Source organism: Ancylobacter terrae, from assembly GCF_045108345.1.
Classification (GTDB): Bacteria; Pseudomonadota; Alphaproteobacteria; order Rhizobiales; family Xanthobacteraceae; genus Ancylobacter.
The window spans coordinates 100,940-117,098 of sequence record NZ_JBJGXH010000003.1 but is presented as its reverse complement, the minus strand read 5'-3'; the positions used below and the strand labels follow the sequence as shown (position 1 = coordinate 117,098).

General features: G+C 70.7%; 13 protein-coding genes. 5 read left to right on the top strand and 8 right to left on the bottom strand.

The genetic code is table 11. The features are described 5' to 3' along the window. Positions 1 to 67 precede the first annotated feature (67 nt). A complete protein-coding gene (gene trxA, locus ACEUEL_RS17090; RefSeq protein ID WP_405707768.1) occupies positions 68 to 388 on the top strand; it encodes a thioredoxin in 321 nt (106 codons plus the stop codon). A 194-nt stretch (positions 389 to 582) separates the two neighbouring features. Here trxA and ACEUEL_RS17085 read toward each other — a convergent pair whose 3' ends face one another. From ACEUEL_RS17085 to tal, 3 genes are all read right to left on the bottom strand, one after another. Further along, positions 583 to 1,524, bottom strand: coding sequence for a ring-cleaving dioxygenase (locus ACEUEL_RS17085; RefSeq protein WP_405707766.1), 942 nt, complete (start codon positions 1,522 to 1,524; stop codon positions 583 to 585). An 83-nt stretch (positions 1,525 to 1,607) separates the two neighbouring features. Next, the gene (locus ACEUEL_RS17080; RefSeq protein ID WP_405707765.1) at positions 1,608 to 2,366 is read right to left on the bottom strand and encodes a sulfite exporter TauE/SafE family protein; all 759 of its coding nucleotides are present in this window, start codon (positions 2,364 to 2,366) and stop codon (positions 1,608 to 1,610) included. A gap of 213 nt (positions 2,367 to 2,579) precedes the next feature. Beyond that, positions 2,580 to 3,551: a transaldolase gene (gene tal / locus ACEUEL_RS17075; protein WP_405707763.1), complete on the bottom strand. Its 972-nt coding sequence runs from the start codon at positions 3,549 to 3,551 to the stop codon at positions 2,580 to 2,582. Positions 3,552 to 3,778: 227 nt separating this feature from the next. On the opposite strand from tal, the gene ACEUEL_RS17070 reads away from it, so the two are divergent. From ACEUEL_RS17070 to ACEUEL_RS17055, 4 genes are read left to right on the top strand one after another with little or no spacing between them, the layout of a single operon-like run. Continuing rightward, positions 3,779 to 5,053, top strand: coding sequence for a glycosyltransferase family protein (locus ACEUEL_RS17070; protein WP_405707761.1), 1,275 nt, complete (start codon positions 3,779 to 3,781; stop codon positions 5,051 to 5,053). Position 5,054: 1 nt separating this feature from the next. Then, positions 5,055 to 6,440, top strand: coding sequence for a glycosyltransferase (locus ACEUEL_RS17065; RefSeq protein ID WP_405707759.1), 1,386 nt, complete (start codon positions 5,055 to 5,057; stop codon positions 6,438 to 6,440). 3 nt (positions 6,441 to 6,443) lie between these two features. Further along, positions 6,444 to 7,598 (top strand): glycosyltransferase family 4 protein, encoded by a 1,155-nt coding sequence (locus tag ACEUEL_RS17060; RefSeq protein WP_405707758.1) that lies wholly within the window; start codon positions 6,444 to 6,446, stop codon positions 7,596 to 7,598. Then, positions 7,595 to 9,589, top strand: coding sequence for a glycosyltransferase (locus tag ACEUEL_RS17055; RefSeq protein WP_405707756.1), 1,995 nt, complete (start codon positions 7,595 to 7,597; stop codon positions 9,587 to 9,589). Before ACEUEL_RS17060 ends, ACEUEL_RS17055 begins: the two co-directional genes overlap by 4 nt. A 9-nt stretch (positions 9,590 to 9,598) precedes the next feature. On the opposite strand, the gene ACEUEL_RS17050 is transcribed toward ACEUEL_RS17055, so the two are convergent. The 5 genes from ACEUEL_RS17050 to ACEUEL_RS17030 are packed head-to-tail and all read right to left on the bottom strand — an operon-like array spanning position 9,599 to position 16,159. Continuing rightward, complete coding sequence (locus ACEUEL_RS17050; RefSeq protein ID WP_405707754.1) at positions 9,599 to 10,111, bottom strand: class I SAM-dependent methyltransferase; 513 nt, start codon at positions 10,109 to 10,111, stop codon at positions 9,599 to 9,601. Between the two features lie 58 nt (positions 10,112 to 10,169). Next, positions 10,170 to 11,360: an ABC transporter permease gene (locus ACEUEL_RS17045; protein WP_405707752.1), complete on the bottom strand. Its 1,191-nt coding sequence runs from the start codon at positions 11,358 to 11,360 to the stop codon at positions 10,170 to 10,172. Continuing rightward, positions 11,357 to 12,355 carry an ABC transporter permease gene (locus ACEUEL_RS17040; RefSeq protein ID WP_405707750.1) on the bottom strand — a complete coding sequence of 333 codons (999 nt, stop codon included), beginning with the start codon at positions 12,353 to 12,355 and terminating at the stop codon, positions 11,357 to 11,359. The genes ACEUEL_RS17045 and ACEUEL_RS17040 overlap by 4 nt, the downstream gene beginning before the upstream one ends. Positions 12,356 to 12,357: 2 nt before the next feature. Continuing rightward, a complete protein-coding gene (locus tag ACEUEL_RS17035) occupies positions 12,358 to 14,277 on the bottom strand; it encodes an ABC transporter substrate-binding protein (RefSeq protein ID WP_405707749.1) in 1,920 nt (639 codons plus the stop codon). 7 nt (positions 14,278 to 14,284) lie between these two features. Next, positions 14,285 to 16,159 carry an ABC transporter ATP-binding protein gene (locus ACEUEL_RS17030; protein ID WP_405707747.1) on the bottom strand — a complete coding sequence of 625 codons (1,875 nt, stop codon included), beginning with the start codon at positions 16,157 to 16,159 and terminating at the stop codon, positions 14,285 to 14,287.

Below are 16,159 nucleotides of genomic sequence, written 5' to 3'. Positions count from 1 at the left end.
CTTGACGCGGACCGGGGCGGCTACCTACGTTGAGCCCAACTTCCTGAACTCCAACGAGGTATGCGCCATGGGCGTCGAAAAGGTGTCGGATCAGTCCTTTGATGCCGACGTGATCAATTCTTCCAGCCCGGTGCTGGTCGACTTCTGGGCCGAGTGGTGCGGGCCCTGCCGCATGGTGGCGCCCGTACTCGACGAGATCGCCGGCGAACTCGGCGACAAGATCAAGATCGTCAAGCTGAACGTCGACGAGAACCCGGCCACCGCCTCCAAATACGGCATCATGTCGATCCCGACGCTGCTGCTGTTCAAGGACGGCAAGCTCGCTTCCCGCCAGGTCGGCGCCGCACCGAAGGCCAAGCTCGCGCAGTGGCTGAATTCGTCGATCTGACCGCCGGCCGGTCCTGCCTATGACAAACCCCGGAGCGGGATGCCGCTCCGGGGTTTTTGTTTGTACCGGCCGTTGGCGTGCAATCGCTGTCATCCCCGGGACGAGCCCGGGGATGACGAAGGTGGCGGGGATGACGCCGCGTGGGCGGGAGGGGAAGGGACCTGCCCGAGGGCCATGCCCACCCGCCTCGGGCTTCAGGCGAGCGGCTTCAGCCCCTTCTCGATGGCGGCGCGGCGCGGCTCGAGGAAGGGTGGCAGCGACAGGCTCTCGCCGAGATGCTCCAGCGGCTCGTCCTGGGCGAAGCCCGGCCCGTCGGTGGCGATCTCGAACAGGATGCCGTTCGGCTCGCGGAAATAGAGACTGCGGAAGTAGAACCGGTCGACCGGCCCGGACGAGGGCACGCGCAGGCTCTTCAGCCGCTCGTTCCACGCCTCGTACTGCGCCATGTCCGGCGTGCGGAAGGCGACGTGGTGCACGCTGCCGGCCCCCTGCGTGGCGGGTTTGAGATGCGGCTCCACCGCGACGTGGAGTTCCGCGGACGGCCCGCCCTCGCCCATGGCGAAGACATGCACCGTCGAGCCGCCGAGCTCGTACGTCCGCTCCTCGCGCATCTCCATCACATGGGTAAGCACGAGCGCCGTCGGCGCGAGATCCGGCACGCTCATCACGATCGGGCCGAGCCCGCGGATCTGGAATTCCGCCGGCACGGTGCTGCGGTCCCACGGATGCGCGGGGCCGACGCCGCCGTCGTCGACCAAAGCGAGGCGCTGGCCTTCGGGGTCCTCGAAATCGAGCGTCAGCCGCCCGTCGCGGGTGGTGATGGCCGCGTGCGTCACGCCCTTCTCGCCGAAGCGCTTCGCCCACCACTCCAGCGCCGCGGCGCCGTCGACCCGCAGCAGCGTGCGGATCACCGAATGGGTGCCCCGCCGCTCGCGCGGCACGCGCCAGTCGAAGAAGGTGAGGTCCGAGCCCGGGGAGGCGAGCGCGTCGGCGTAGAACAGGTGGTAGGCCGAGACGTCGTCCTGGTTCACGGTCTTCTTCACCAGCCGCATGCCGAGCAGGCCGGTGTAGAAGGCGTGGTTGCCGGCCGCATCGGCGGTGACGGCGGTGAGATGATGAATGCCGGTGAGTTGCATGGCAGTTCCTCCTGCCGCAAACATAATGGCTCTATCGGGTATGTCTCGTTGCAATGATGCAAGATCGGCTTGTGCCGCCGCGCTCAGATCACGCCGAGCGCCCGCAGCGCCTCCCAGCCGAGGCCGAGCGACAGCAGGAACAGCGTCGCCACGATCAGCCGGTAGAACAGCACTTCCGGGATGATCCGCGTCAGCTTCACGCCGACGAAGGTGGCGACCACCGCCACCGGCGCCAGCAGCGCGGCGGTCTTGAGATTGTCGAGGCTGAGCTGCCCGAGCAGGTAGTAGGGCGGCAGCTTCATCGCGTTGACGATGGCGAAGAACATGGTCGAGGTGCCGGCATAGACCATCTTCGGCAGCCGCTGCGGCAGCACGAACATCTGGTAGGGCGGCGCGCCGGCATGCGTCACGAAGCTGGTGAAGCCGGCCAGCGACCCCCAGAACAGCCCGCGCGGCCAGTCGGCGGGCCGCGCCTCCTTCGGCGTGCGGCCGAACCAGCGGTTCAGGCAGAAGGCGATGCCGATCAGCGCCACGAACAGCGTCACCACCGGTTCCGAGACGAGGCTCGCGGTCGCCCAGCCGAGGATGACGCCGAGCCCGGCGCAGGGCGCCAGGATCATCAGGTTGCGGCCGGAGAATTCCTTCCGATAGGCCCAGACGCCGAACGCGTCGCTCGCCACATAGACCGGCAGCAGCAGCCCGGCGGCGGCGATGGGCGACATGATGAAGCTCATGATCGGCACCGAGAGCATGCCGATCATCGGCACGCCCCCCTTGCTCATGCCGACCGAGAAGGCGGCCAGCGTGGCCAGGACGACGAACAGAAACTGGGGGTCGAGCATGGCACTACGGGCTGGCGCCGCGCGGGCCGACGCCGGCGCGCGGGAGGGAAGGCCCTTTCGAGGGGGCGGGGCGCTATCGTCGCCGGGAATGCCGCCCGGTTTCAACCGGCCGGCACGCCGAATGGTCAAAAAAGCTGTTCAATTTGTATGACAGTCACACCGGCACACAGATCGGCGGGGGTCGAAGGGCCGACCCCCGGATCGCGGCGCCGGCTACGCCGCCGAGGCGGTGGCGAGGCGCTGGCCGATCAGCCCGCGCAGGCTCTTCAGGTCCTTGACGAACGCGCGGATGCCCTCGCCGAGCTTCTCATGCGCCATCGCGTCCTCGTTCAGGGCGAAGCGGAACGCCTTCTCGTCGAGGGAAAGCCGCGCCGGCGCGCCGGCGACGCCGCCCGGATCGAGCCGGCGTTCCAGCGGGCCCTGGTCGGCGGCGAGCTGGTCGAGCAGCGAGGGGCCGATGGTGAGCCGGTCGCAGCCGGCCAGCGCCTCGATCTCGCCGGTGTTGCGGAACGAGGCGCCCATCACCACCGTGTCGATGCCGTGCGCCTTGTAATAGGCATAGATCTGGCGGACCGAGACCACGCCCGGGTCGGTCTCCGAGGTGAACGGGCCCCCGCCCGCCTTGACGTGCCAGTCGAGGATGCGCCCGACGAAGGGCGAGATCAGGAACACCTTGGCGTCGGCGCAGGCGGCCGCCTGGACGAGGCTGAACAGCAGGGTGAGATTGCAGTCGATGCCTTCCTTCTGCAGCACCCGCGCCGCCTGGATGCCCTCCCAGGTCGAGGCGATCTTGACGAGGATGCGCTCGCGGCCGATGCCGCGCGCCGCATAGGCCTCGATCAGCGCCCGCGCCTTGCCGAGCGTCGCCTCGGTGTCGAAGGAGAGGTCCGCGTCGACCTCCGTCGAAACGCGGCCGGGCACGATGCCGGCGAGCTCGGCGCCGAAATTCACCGCTAGCCGGTCGCAGGTCGCGGCCGTCACCGCCGCCGGCGTGCCGGACTGCCGCCGGCCCCAGGCGATGGCCTCGTCGACCAGCGCCGCATAGGCGGGCGTCTCGGTCGCCTTCAGCAGCAGGGTCGGGTTGGTGGTGCAGTCCTGCGGGCGCAGGCGCCGCACCGCCTCGATATCGCCGGTGTCGGCGACGACGACGGTCATGGCGCGCAGCTGGTCGAGCTTGGAAGGCATGATTCAGGTCTTTCTCAACACGTTCGGGCGCGTGCGGGCTCCCCCGGGCTGGGCAGCGGGCGCGGATCGCTCGGTGCCACAATAGACGCGCCCGGCAAGGGGACAAGCCCCGCGCGCCGCTGCGGGTTCCCTCGCGTCGCCGCCATGGGCTTTTGACAAACGGACAGGTGACGGGAGCCCGCTCGCTGGACTACGATGGCAGCGCAGGGCCCAGGATGGATTTCTCGATGGATGTGTCTCGAATCGCGATCCCGCGAACCGAGCCGGATCGGCGCGAGCGTGCAACGCCGCGCCTGTTGATGTACAGCCACGACACCTATGGTCTCGGGCATATCCGCCGCACGCGCGCCATCGCCAACGCGCTGGTGGCCGCCGACAGCGCGCTCTCCATCCTCATCGTCTCCGGCTCGTCGCTGGCCGGCAGCTTCAATTTCGGCAGCGGCATCGATTTCGTCCACGTCCCCGGCGTCGCCAAGAACGAGGGCGGCGACTACACCAGCGCCAATCTGCGGCTCGGCATCGGCGAGGTGACGGAGATCCGCGAGGCGCTGATCCGCCAGACCGCCGAGGCCTTCCGCCCCGACATCTTCATCGCCGACAAGGAGCCGGCCGGGTTCCGCGGCGAATTGCTGCCCACGCTCAAGCTGATGGGCGCCATGGGCACGCGCCGCATCATCGGTATCCGCGACGTGCTGGACGATCCCGAATCGCTGCGCGGCGAGTGGCACGACAAGGGCGCCATCCGCACCCTGACCGACCATTACGACGACGTGCTGGTCTACGGCCCGGAGCCGTTCTACCGCCCGCTCGACGGCATCCCCATGCCCGCCGACATGCGCTCGCGCATCGTCTACACCGGCTATCTGCGCCGCTCGGTGCCGGGCGGCGTCGCCACCATGCGCTACCCGCGCGCCACCAAGGGCCCGTTCATCCTCGTCACCACCGGCGGCGGCGCGGACGGGGCCGGGCTGATCGACTGGGTGATCTCCGCCTATGAGGCCGATCCGACCATCCCGCTGCCGGCGGTGATCGTGTTCGGCCCGTTCCTCTCCTCCACCCAGCGCCTCGCCTTCATGGAGCGGATCGAGCGGCTGCCGCGCGTCGACGCCATCTCGTTCGACACCAAGCTGGAACGGCTGATGAGCCGGGCCACCGCGGTGGTGGCGATGGGCGGCTACAACACCTTCTGCGAGGTGCTCTCCTTCGACAAGCCGACGCTGCTGGTGCCGCGCTCGCGCCCGCGCCTCGAGCAGACCATCCGCGCCCGCCGCGCCCATGAGCTCGGGCTGGTGCGGATGCTGGCCGATCCGGCCGAGGCCGGCGGCACCCGCGATCCCGCCGAGATGTCCGGCGCCCTGCGCGCCCTCGCCGACCAGCCGCCGCCCTCGCGCGCCGCCATGCCCGGCCTGCTCGACGGGCTGAACGCCATCTCCCGCCACCTCGCGCCCTATCTCTCCGTGCCCGCGCGCAAGGCGGGCTCGGCCGCGACCGCCGGGGGCTGAGTTGGCCGAGCCATCGAGCGGTCCGCAGGACGGACCCGACGGCGCGCCGCCCCGGCGGCTGGCGGTCGTCCTCAAGGGCTATCCGCGCCTGTCCGAGACCTTCATCGCCCAGGAACTGCTGGCGCTGGAGCGACGCGGCCACGCGCTCGACATCTGGTCGCTGCGCCGGCCCACCGACCGCCTCACCCACCCGATGCACGATCAGATCGGCGCGCGCCTGTTCTACCTGCCCGAATATCTCAAGGACGACCCCCGCCGTGTGCTGCGCGGCGCGCTCCACGCCTTCCGGCTGAACCTGTCGGCGCTGCTGCCGGTCTTCCTGCGCGACCTCGCGCGCGATCCCACCGCCAACCGGATGCGCCGGCTCGGCCAGGCCTTCGTGCTGGCGCGCGAGATCGATCCGGCCGCCGCGCATCTGCACGTGCATTTCCTGCACACGCCCGGCTCCGTCGCCCGCTACACCGCGCTGCTCACCGGGCGCGGCTTCTCCTTCTCCGCCCACGCCAAGGACATCTGGACCACGCCGGACTGGGAGCGGGCGGAGAAGATCGCCGACGCCGACTGGGGCGTCACCTGCACCCGCGACGGCTGGAACGAGCTCGCCCGCGTCGCCGCCCCCGCCCATCGCGGGCGGCTTCAACTCGTCTATCACGGCCTCGACCTCGACCGCTTCCCGGACCCGCCCGCGACCCGTCCGGCGACCGACGGCCGCGATCCCGCCGCGCCCGTCACCATCGTCGCGGTCGGCCGCGCGGTGGCGAAGAAGGGGTTCGAGGATCTCCTCGACGCGCTCGCGCGCCTGCCGGCGGATCTCCACTGGCGCCTCGTCCATATCGGCTCCGGCGAATTGCGCGTGCCGCTGCAGCGCCAGGCCGAGCGGCTCGGCCTCGCCGACCGCATCGACTGGCGCGGCAGCCGGGCGCAGGGCGAGGTGATCGAAGCGCTGCGCGCGGCCGATCTCTTCGTGCTGCCCTCGAAGCCCGGCGCGGACGGCGACCGCGACGGCCTGCCCAACGTCATCATGGAGGCCGCCACCCAGGCGCTGCCGATCGTCTCCACCCGCTTCGCCGGCGTGCCCGAATTCGTCGCGGACGGCGTCAGCGGCCTGCTGGTGCCGCCCGGCGACGCTGCGGCCCTCGCTGCCGCGCTGGAGGCGCTCGCCCGCGATCCCGCCCGTCGCCGCGCGCTCGGCGCGGCCGCGCTGGCGCGGGTGCGCGCCGACTTCTCGTTCGAGGCCGGCATCGCCCGGCTCGACACGTTGCTGCGGGCGAGCGGCGCCGGCCCCGCGCTGCGGCCGGCCGTGGTGGAAGCTCGCCCCGACGCCGAGGCCCTGTCCGGCGTCGAGCCGCGCCCGGCTGCCGGCGCGCCTTCGGGAGCGGCGCCCTAGCCGATGCGCGTCCTCTTCCTCGCCCCGCTCAAGCCGCCGGACGATCCCGTCCCCTCCGGCGACCGCACCATGGCGCGCCTGTTCGCGCGCCTGCTCGGCCGGCTCGGCTATGAGGTCGAGCTCGCCACCCGCCTGCGCGCCCATGTGCCGGTGCCCACGCCCGAGCGCTGGGCGGGCCTCACCGCCGCCGCCGCCGCCGAGACGGCCCGCCTGCTCGCTGCCGAGCGCGGGCGCACGCCGCCCGCCTGCGTCTTCACCTATCACAACTACTACAAGGCGCCGGACCTGGTCGGACCGGCGCTCGCCGCCGCACTCGGCGTGCCCTATGTCATCGCCGAGGCGGCGCGCAAGCCGAGCCGGGCGCAGGGCGCCTTTGCCGAGGGCCATCACCTCGCCGACGCCGCCATCGCCCGCGCCCGCCTGCTGCTGCTGCTCACCGCCCGCGACCGCGAGATGCTGGAGCCGGTCGCCCCGCCCGGCCAGCGTCTGGTCGATCTCAAGCCCTTCATCGATCCCGGCGACTGGCCCGGCGCCGGCGCGCCGGCGGCGACCGGCGAGGGCGCGCCGCGCCTCGTCACCGTGGCGATGATGCGCCGGGGCGACAAGCTCGCCTCCTACCGCCAGCTCGGCACGGCGCTGGCCCAGGTCGCGCACCCGGACTGGCGGCTCGACGTCGTCGGCGACGGGCCGGCCCGCGAAGAGGTCGCCGCCATCCTCGCCCCCTTCGGCGACCGGGTGCGCCTGCTCGGCGAGATGTCCGACCGCGCCGCGCTGGGGAGCCTGCTGCGTGCGGCGCGGCTGTTCGTCTGGCCCGGTGTCAACGAGGCCTTCGGCGCCGTGTTCCTCGAGGCCGCCGCGCACGGCCTGCCCAGCGTCGCCGCCGCCTATGGCGGCATTCCCGAAGTGGTGCAGCACGGCGTCACCGGTCTCTTGACGCCCGAGGGCGATACCGGGGCGCTGGCCGGCGCCATTGACCGGCTGCTCGCCGACGAGACCACCCGCGCGACCATGGCCGCCGCCGCGGCCGGCTTCGTCGCCCGCGAGCGCTCGCTCGAGGCCGCCGCGAGTATCGTCGCCGCCGCCTTCGCCGCCACCGGCATCCCCCGGCCGGATCAGGGACGGGGGAAGGCCCTCGACCTCGGGAACGACGCGGCATGAGTGCGCCGTCCCCGCTCCCGGCCGCGCCGCGGGTTATGCTGGTCGTCACCCATCTGCTCGGGATCGGCCACCTCGCCCGCATGGCCGCGGTCGGGCGGGCGCTGGCGGCTGAGGGCTGGCCGGTGACGCTGGTGTCCGGCGGCCGGCCGGCGCCGACCGTCGATGCCGGCGGCTGCGCGGTGATCCAGTTGCCGCCGGTGCATTGCCTCGGCACCGATTTCACCACCTTCCACACGCCGGAGGGGCTGGCGGACGCCGCCTATCTCGACCGTCGCCGGGCGGCGCTGCGGGCGGCGTTCGACGCCGTCGCGCCGGATGTGCTGGTCACCGAATTGTTTCCGTTCGGCCGCCGCGCGCTGGCCGCCGAGTTCGAGGCGCTGCTCGCCCATGCCGCCGCCCGCCGGCCGCGCCCGCTGGTGCTGGCCTCGATCCGCGACGTGCTGAACCCGTCCTCGCGCCCGGATCGCATCGCGGAGGCCGAGGCGCGCCTCGCCGCCCATTATGACGGCGTGCTGTTCCACGGCGATTCCGCGCTGGTGCCGCTCGCCGCCTCCTGGCCGGTCGGCCCCTCGCTGGCGCGCCGGCTGATCGAGACCGGCTACGTCCATGACGGCGCCCGCGCGCTGGAGGCCGGCGGCACCGTGGGGGCGGACGAGATCATCGTCTCGGGCGGCGGCTCGGCCGCGGGCCTGCCGCTCTGCCATGCTGCGCTGGAGGCCGCCGCGCGACTGCCCGGGCACCGCTGGCGGCTGCTGGTCGGTCATGGCGTGGCGGCCGAGGCGTTCGCGGCGCTGCTTGCCGCGGCGCCGGCCAATATGGTGGTCGAGCGCGCCCGGCCGGATTTCCCCGCTTTGCTCGCGCGCGCCGCGCTCTCGGTCAGCCAGGCCGGCTACAACACGGTGCTGGACCTCGCCGCCGCCGGCGCCCGCGCGGTGCTGGTGCCCTTCGCGGCGGGCAAGGAACAGGAGCAGGGCATCCGCGCCGCCGAACTCGCCCGGCGCGGCCTCGCGCGCGTGCTGGACGAGGCGGCACTGGACGGGCCGGCGCTGGCGGCGCAGGTCGCGGCCGGGCTGGCGCTGCCCCCGCCGGACTGGAGCGCCGTGCGCCGCGAGGGCGCGGCGCGCACCGCCCCGCTGATCCGCGCCGGGCTCGAACGGCGGGCCGATCGCGATGCCGCATGGCGCGAACTCGACGCCGCGCTGGGAGAGGCCGAGGTGGCGGGCCGCACGGTCGACCTGTGGTGGCGCGACGACGACGCCATCGCCCCGACCCCGGCGCTCGACCGGCTGCTGGCCCGCGCCGCCCGCTTCGGCGTGCCGCTGGCGCTCGCCACCATTCCGTCGCGTGCCGGCTCCGCGCTCGCGGACCGGCTCGACGGCGCGCCCGATGTCGACCTGCTGGTGCATGGCTGGGCGCATGCCGACCACGCGCCGGCCGGCGCCAAGAAGGCCGAGTTCGACCACCGGCCGGTGCCGGCGATGCTGGAGGAGGCGCGCGAGGGGCTGGCGCGGGGCCGGACGCTGTTCGGGGACCGGCTACTGCCGGTGTTCGTGCCGCCGTGGAACCGGATCGGGCGCCCGCTCGCCGCCCGGCTGGGGGAGGTGGGCTATCGCGGCCTGTCGACCTTCGGCCCGCGCGGGCGAGGGGCGCAGGGGCGAGCGAAGGAGGGCCCGCTCGCGCCGGGACTGATCGAGGCGGATACCCATCTCGACCCGATCGCCTGGCGGGCGGGCGGCGGGCTCGACGAGGAGGCCATGCTGGTCCGCCGCCTCGTCGGTCTGATCGGCCCGACCGGTCCGATCGTCCACCCGATCGAACCGGATTCCGCACCGATCGGTCCGATCGGCCTGCTCACCCATCACCTCGTCCACGACGCCTTCGTGGATGCCTTCCTCGACCGGCTGCTGGCGCGTCTTTGCGCCTCGCCGGCGATCCGCTGGCGCGCGGCGCGAGCGATCTTCGCGTCGCGCGAGGAGGGGCCAACTGCCTGAAAGCGCGGGTTATTCCGGCTTGCGGTAGAGGAAGTAACGGTCCTTCGGCGCGCCCTCCGGCAGCGCCAGCACCTCGAACCCGTCGAGCGTCAGCGGCAGGTCGGACATGACGATGCCGCCCGGCGCCATCAGCGGCGGGATCACCCGCGAGGCCATCTGCGCGGCCAGGCGGTTGGAGTCCTTGTTGAAAGAGCCGATGTCCGAATTCGCCAGCACCACCTTCCCGCCGAGCTTTTCGTAAAGCGGGGGAAGGGTTTGCTCGATCTCGCCGAGGACGAGATAGGCCGGATCGGGCTGGCAGTCGGCATAGGCGTCGTTCGCCCGGTCGAACACCCAGATCTCGCGCTCCGGCAGGTGCCGGCGCAGATGGTCGAAGGTGCGGCCATGGCCGAGGCCGAGCTCCGCCACCGGGCCCGGCCGGTTGGCGATGTAGTCGAACGCATAGGCGAGGCAGGCATGCTGCGCCTGCAGCCGGAACAGGGTTTTCTCGAGCCGGGACAGGCTGTTGGCGGGCGTCGACATGAAACCTCGAAGGCGGGGGACGGGAAGGGGCGCAGCGCGAGGGGCGCGCCGCGCCGTCTCAATGGTACGGATCGGCCGCGTCGCGCAACCCGTCGCCGAGGAAATTGAAGGCGAGGATGACGAGGATCACCGGCACCACCGGCAGGATCAGCCACGGGTACAGCACCACGATATTGATGTTCTGCGCCTCGTTCAGCATCACGCCCCAGGAGGTGATGGGCGGGCGCAGGCCGAGGCCGAGGAAGGAGAGCGCGGTCTCGCCGAGGATCATCGAGGGGATGGTGATGGTCGCCGAGGCGATGAGATGGCTCATGAAGCCGGGCACGAGGTGACGGAACACGATGCGCGGCGTGCGCGCGCCCATCAGCTGCGCCGCGACGACATAATCGTCCTCGCGCAGCGACAGGAGCTTGGAGCGCACCGCCCGCGCCAGCCCGGTCCAGTCCATCAGGCCGAGGATCACCGTGATGCCGAAATAGACCAGGAGCGGGCTCCAGGTCGGCGGCAGGATCGCGGAGAGCGCCAGCCATAGCGGGATATGGGGCAGCGACTGGATCACCTCGATCGCCCGCTGCACCAGCAGGTCGAAGATGCCGCCGTAATAGCCGGCCAGCCCGCCGATGACGATGCCGAGCGCGAAGCTGATCGAGATGCCGATCAGGCCGATGGTGAGCGAGATGCGGGCGCCGTAGATGAGGCGCGAGAGCATGTCGCGCCCGAGCCGGTCGGTGCCGAGCAGGAAGGCGGTGCCCCCCTCCGCGGCGCAGAACAGGTGGCGGTCACCCTCGATCAGGCCCCAGAACATGTAGCTGTCGCCGCGGCAGAAGAAGCGCAGCGGCTGGATCACCGCCGTGTTCTCGCTGTAGTCGCGGTGCAGGTTGGTCATGTCGAGCTTGTAGTTCGTTCCGTAGACGAACGGCCCGACGAAACGCCCCTCATGGAACAGGTGCAGGCTCTGGGGCGGCATGCGGATGAAATCCGTGTGCCGCGTCTGGTAATTGTAGGGCGCCAGGAACTCGCAGAACAGGATCGCGACGTAGGCGCACAGCAGGAAGATGCCGGAGGCCAGCGCCAGCCGGTGACGCTTGAACTTCCACCACATCAGCGTGAGCTGCGAGGCGAGATAGACCTTTTTCTGCGCTTCGGTCAGGGCCTCCGCCGTATAGGGATCGAACGGCGCGGCCGAGACGTAATGGGCGAGGCTGGCGCCCGACGGCGGCAGGGTGAGCGTGTGAGTCTCCTGCGTCATTTCGTGCTCCCGCCCTGAAGCCGGATGCGGGGATCGAGGAAGCCCAGCGCGATGTCGGACAGCAGCACGCCGATCACCGTCAGGCAGGAGAGGAACAGCAGGAACGAGCCGGCGAGATACATGTCCTGGCTCTGCAGGGCCCGGAGCAGCAGCGGCCCGGTGGTCTGCAGCGACAGCACCACGGCGGTGAGCTCGGAGCCGGAGACGATGGAGGGCAGCACGTCGCCGATATGCGAGACGAAGAAATTCAGCGACATCCGCAGCGGATATTTGCGCAGCGCCTTGCCGGGCGGCAGGCCCTTGGCCTTGGCGGTCACGTAGTACTGCCTGCGCAGTTCGTCGAGCAGGTTGGCGCGGATCGAGCGCACCATCGAGCCCGTGCCGCCGGCGCCGATGATGAGCACGGGGATCCACAGATGGGCGAGGATCGACTGCGCCTTCGCCCAGCTCATCGGCTGGTTGAAGTACACCGGATCCATCAGGCCGCCGATCGAGAGCCCGAACCAGACATTGGCGAAATACATCATCACCAGCGCCAGCAGGAAGTGCGGTATGGCGATGCCGATCAGGCCGATGAAGGTCAGCCCGTAGTCGCCCCAGCTGTACTGATGGGTGGCGCAGTAGATGCCGATCGGGAAGGCGACCAGCCAGGTCACGATGATGGTGGTGAACGAGACCAGCACGGTGAGGCCGAGGCGCTCGCCCACCACCTCGTTGACCGGCATCTCATACTCGAAGGAATAGCCGAAATCGCCGCGCACGAAGCCGCTGACCCACAGCCAGTAGCGCTCGATCACCGGCTTGTCGAAGCCGTATTCCTTCTTCAGGAATTCGACCCGGCTCATGTCGGCCTTCTCGCCCTGCGCCGCCATCTCGGCGACATAGGTCTCGAAATAGTCGCTGGGCGGCAGCTGCATCACGGTGAAGATGAGGGCGCTGGTGACGAGCAGCGTCGGCACCATGATCGCGATGCGCCGCAGGATATAGCGCAGCATGCTCAGTTCCCCTGCCCGGCATTGTCGAACCAGAACGTATCCGGGTTGTAGATGCCGAAATAGGCGCCCGGTTCATAGCTGTAGATGCCCACGGGGGGCACGTTGTGGAGGTGGTTGGAGACCACGACCGGCTGCGCCGTGCGGTTGATGATGCCGATGGTGAACACCTGATCGGCGTTGATCTCCAGCATCTGCCGCCAGATGTCGGCGCGTTCCTCGGTCGTGGTCGAGCGGCGCCATTGCTCGTGCAGCTTGGTGAGCGCGGCCGCCTCCGGCGTGCCCGGCGCCTCGCCCTCGCGCCCGCCGCTGTCGACATACTGGCCCCACATCGGCCACTGGAACTGCATCGAGTTCATCGGCGCGAGTTGGCCGGGGTCCATGTCCGGGCCGGGCGTCGCATTGTCGAGCCCCATGGCGACCGACATCATCACCGTGCCTGCCGCCACGCCGCGGCGCAGGATGCCGGTCTGGGTCGCCCGGGGGTAGAGCGCGACGCCGATCTTGCGCCAGTCGAACGCGACCAATTCGAGGATGTCGGTCTCCTCGGTGCTCTCGCCGGCGGTCTCGACGGTGATCTCCATCCGCCGCCCGTCGGGCAGCAGGCGGATGCCGTCATGGTCGCGCTTGCTCAGCCCGGCCTCGTCGAGCAGCCTGTTGGCGAGCGCGGGGTCGTACTGCGCCCATGCCGTGTCGTACTCGGACTTGTAGAGCGGGCTGCCGGGAATGACGGTGTTGGCGCCCTCATGGGCCAGGCCGAAGAAGATCACCTGGTTGATGTCGTGGCGATTGAGACCGACCGACAAGGCGCGGCGCACGCGCACGTCCCGCAGCACCGCGCGCCAGCCGGGATCCGCCGCGTTGAGATTGGGCACGATCGAGACATAGGCGCCCTCGCCGCGCTCCCACAGGCGCACCGTGTAGTTCTGGCGTTGCTCGGCCGCCTTCAGGAAGGTGTAGTTGTCGAACCGCAGATAGCGGGCCTGCAGATCCGACCCGCCGGCCCCGACCTTGGCGGGAACGAGCGAGGAGGTGCCGATCGACAGCGTCAGCCGGTCGATATAGGGCAGCTGGCGCCCATCCTCGTCGACCCGGTGGAAATAGGGATTGCGCTCGAACACGAACAGCTCGGCCGGCGGCTTGGTCATCGGCCGCCACGGCCCGAGCGTCGGCAAATCAGGGTTTTCAGGGCGATAGGCGCGGGCGCGGCGGTCGTGCAGGGCACCCCAGTCCTTCACCTTCGCCTCCTTCACCAGCTTGGCGAGCTGGTCCGGATCGGCATAGCGCTTGTGGAACTGCTTGAGATAATGCGCCGGCATCATGATCTCGAGCGGCTGCGTCGCCGCGATCGCCGGCAGGAAGCCCGGATTGGGCGCATCCCAGGAGAAGCGGACCGTGGTCGGGTCGACCACCTCCATCTTCGGCGGCTTGCCGTCGACCATCAGCTGCGGGGGCAGGCCGCTGGGGCTCAGGCGCTCATTGTTGGCGATGTCGTCCCACCAGTAGCGGAAATCCTCGCTGGTGAAGGGATGTCCGTCCGACCAGCGGTGACCCTCGCGCAGCTTGAGCGTGAAGATGCGGCCTTCCTCGACATCGACGCGCTCGAGGATGTCGGGCACCAGCTCGCCCTTGAGGTTGAACACCATCAGCCGCGTGTAGCCGTAGATGGTCACCATGCGGATGTCGCGCTGGTCGCCCATCAGCATGCGCCAGGTGCCGCCATACTGGCCCGGTTCGCCGCCGGCCGCGCGCACATCGATCACCCGCGGCTGCTGCGGCAGGCGCTCGGCGAGCGGGGGAAGGGTGCCCGCCTTCACCGCCGCGGCGAGGGACGGAGCCTGGCGCGCGCTCTCCGGCACGTCGGCCTGCGCCGCGAAGCTCAGGCCGAGGAAGGACAGGAATGCCAGGGCCTTGAGCTTGAGCATGGCGGGTCTATGCCGTGAGTTCGCGGACGGTGCAGGATGCCGCAGCCAGCACGATATGGCCACCGCCGAGGTCGATGGGTGCGAGGCCGCCCGGCGCCCCGGGACGGAAGACCTCCGGCCAGGTGGCGGGATCGGACGCCCCGCCGCCGGAGACCGCGATGTCGAAGTCGAGCGGCCGGTCGAGGTCGGGCAGCGGCACCGCCCGCAGCAGCGCCCGCGTGTAGGGATGCGCCGGGGTGCGGAACAGCGCATTCCGCGGCGCGATCTCGACGATGCGCCCGCGCGCCATCACCGCGATGCGGTCGGCCATGTAGTGGACCACCGCGAGGTTGTGCGAGATGAACAGGTAGGTGAGCCCGAGCTCGGCCTGAAGATCCTTGAGCAGGTTCAGGATCTGCGCCTGCACCGAGACGTCGAGCGCCGAGACCGGCTCGTCGCAGATGATGATGTCCGGGTTCAGCGCGAGCGCGCGGGCAATGCCGATGCGCTGGCGCTGGCCGCCGGAGAAGCTGTGCGGGTAGCGGCCGAGGAACCGCGGGTCGAGCCCGACGCAGTTCATCAGCTCGACCGCGCGCTCCTTCTGTTCCTCGGGCGTGCCGCGGTTCTGGATGATCATCGGCTCGCGGATGATGTCGAGCACGGTCATGCGCGGGGACAGCGAGGAGACCGGATCCTGGAAGATCATCTGCATGCGCGGGCGGAAGGCGCGCAGCTCGCTCTTGCCGAGCGCCAGCACGTCGACCGGCCCCTCGGCGCCGTTGAAGACCACCGATCCGGCATCGGCGGCGCGGGCGCGCATGATCAGGTTGCCGACCGTGGTCTTGCCCGAGCCGGATTCGCCCACGAGCCCGAGGCACTCCCCGCGCGCGATGTCGAAGCTGACATTGTCGACGGCGACGAGGCCGAGGCCGGACTTGCGGCTGCCATAGGTCTTCAGCAGGTTGCGGGCGACGAGGATGGGCTCCCCGCCCGGCGCCGGGGCCGGCGCGACCGCCACCGGCGCGCGCGTCGGCGCGATGGCGCGCAGCGCCACCAGCCGTTCGCCCTCGGCCATGTCGAAATCCGGCGAGGCCTTGAGCAGGGCCTTGAGATAGGGATGCTGGGGCCGGCGGAAGATGTCCGCCACCGTGCCCATCTCCATCACCTCGCCCTGATAGACCACCACCACCTCGTCGGCGACATTGGCGACCACGCCGAGATCGTGGGTGATCATCAGGATGGCCATGCCGAATTCGCGCTGCAGGTCCTTCATCAGCTTGAGGACCTGCGCCTGGATGGTCACGTCGAGCGCGGTGGTGGGCTCGTCGGCGATCAGCAGCGCCGGATGGCAGATCATCGCCATGGCCAGCATCGCCCGCTGGCGCAGGCCGCCCGACAGCTCGAACGGGTAGCGGTCATAGGCGGAGTGCGGGTCGCGGAAGCCGACCAGCCCGAGCATGGTCTCGGTGGTCGCCCGGCCTTCGGCGCGCTTGTCCGGCCGGTGCAGCCGCAGCGCCTCCTCGATCTGGTTGCCGATCGTATGGACCGGGGAGAGCGAGGACATCGGCTCCTGGAAGATCATGCCGATGCGGCCGCCGCGCAGGCTGCGGATCGCCGCGCCGTCGCGCGGCAGCGGCACGATGTCGATGGCATCGCCGGATTTCGCCGGGTCGTTGAACAGGATCCGCCCGCCGGTGACGAAGCCGGCGCTCGGCAGCAGGCCCATCACCGCCTGCGAGATCACCGTCTTGCCGGAGCCGGACTCGCCGACCAGGGCGACCGTCCGCCCGGCCGGCACCCGCAGGGAGACGCCTTTCACGACCTCCTGCAACTGGCCGTGGAGCGCGAAGGCGATGCGCAGATCCTCGATGCGCAGGACGTCGGGGTGGGTGACGGAAAGCAC

Bases quoted from the DNA above. Each gene is read 5' to 3' on its own strand.
- ACEUEL_RS17055 (WP_405707756.1), top strand. From the start codon at position 7,595: ATGAGTGCGCCGTCCCCGCTCCCGGCCGCGCCGCGGGTTATGCTGGTC.
- ACEUEL_RS17045 (WP_405707752.1), bottom strand. From the start codon at position 11,360: ATGACGCAGGAGACTCACACGCTCACCCTGCCGCCGTCGGGCGCCAGC.
- tal (WP_405707763.1), bottom strand. From the start codon at position 3,551: ATGCCTTCCAAGCTCGACCAGCTGCGCGCCATGACCGTCGTCGTCGCC.
- ACEUEL_RS17050 (WP_405707754.1), bottom strand. From the start codon at position 10,111: ATGTCGACGCCCGCCAACAGCCTGTCCCGGCTCGAGAAAACCCTGTTC.
- ACEUEL_RS17080 (WP_405707765.1), bottom strand. From the start codon at position 2,366: ATGCTCGACCCCCAGTTTCTGTTCGTCGTCCTGGCCACGCTGGCCGCC.
- ACEUEL_RS17070 (WP_405707761.1), top strand. From the start codon at position 3,779: ATGGATGTGTCTCGAATCGCGATCCCGCGAACCGAGCCGGATCGGCGC.
- ACEUEL_RS17035 (WP_405707749.1), bottom strand. From the start codon at position 14,277: ATGCTCAAGCTCAAGGCCCTGGCATTCCTGTCCTTCCTCGGCCTGAGC.
- ACEUEL_RS17060 (WP_405707758.1), top strand. From the start codon at position 6,444: ATGCGCGTCCTCTTCCTCGCCCCGCTCAAGCCGCCGGACGATCCCGTC.
- trxA (WP_405707768.1), top strand. From the start codon at position 68: ATGGGCGTCGAAAAGGTGTCGGATCAGTCCTTTGATGCCGACGTGATC.
- ACEUEL_RS17040 (WP_405707750.1), bottom strand. From the start codon at position 12,355: ATGCTGCGCTATATCCTGCGGCGCATCGCGATCATGGTGCCGACGCTG.
- ACEUEL_RS17085 (WP_405707766.1), bottom strand. From the start codon at position 1,524: ATGCAACTCACCGGCATTCATCATCTCACCGCCGTCACCGCCGATGCG.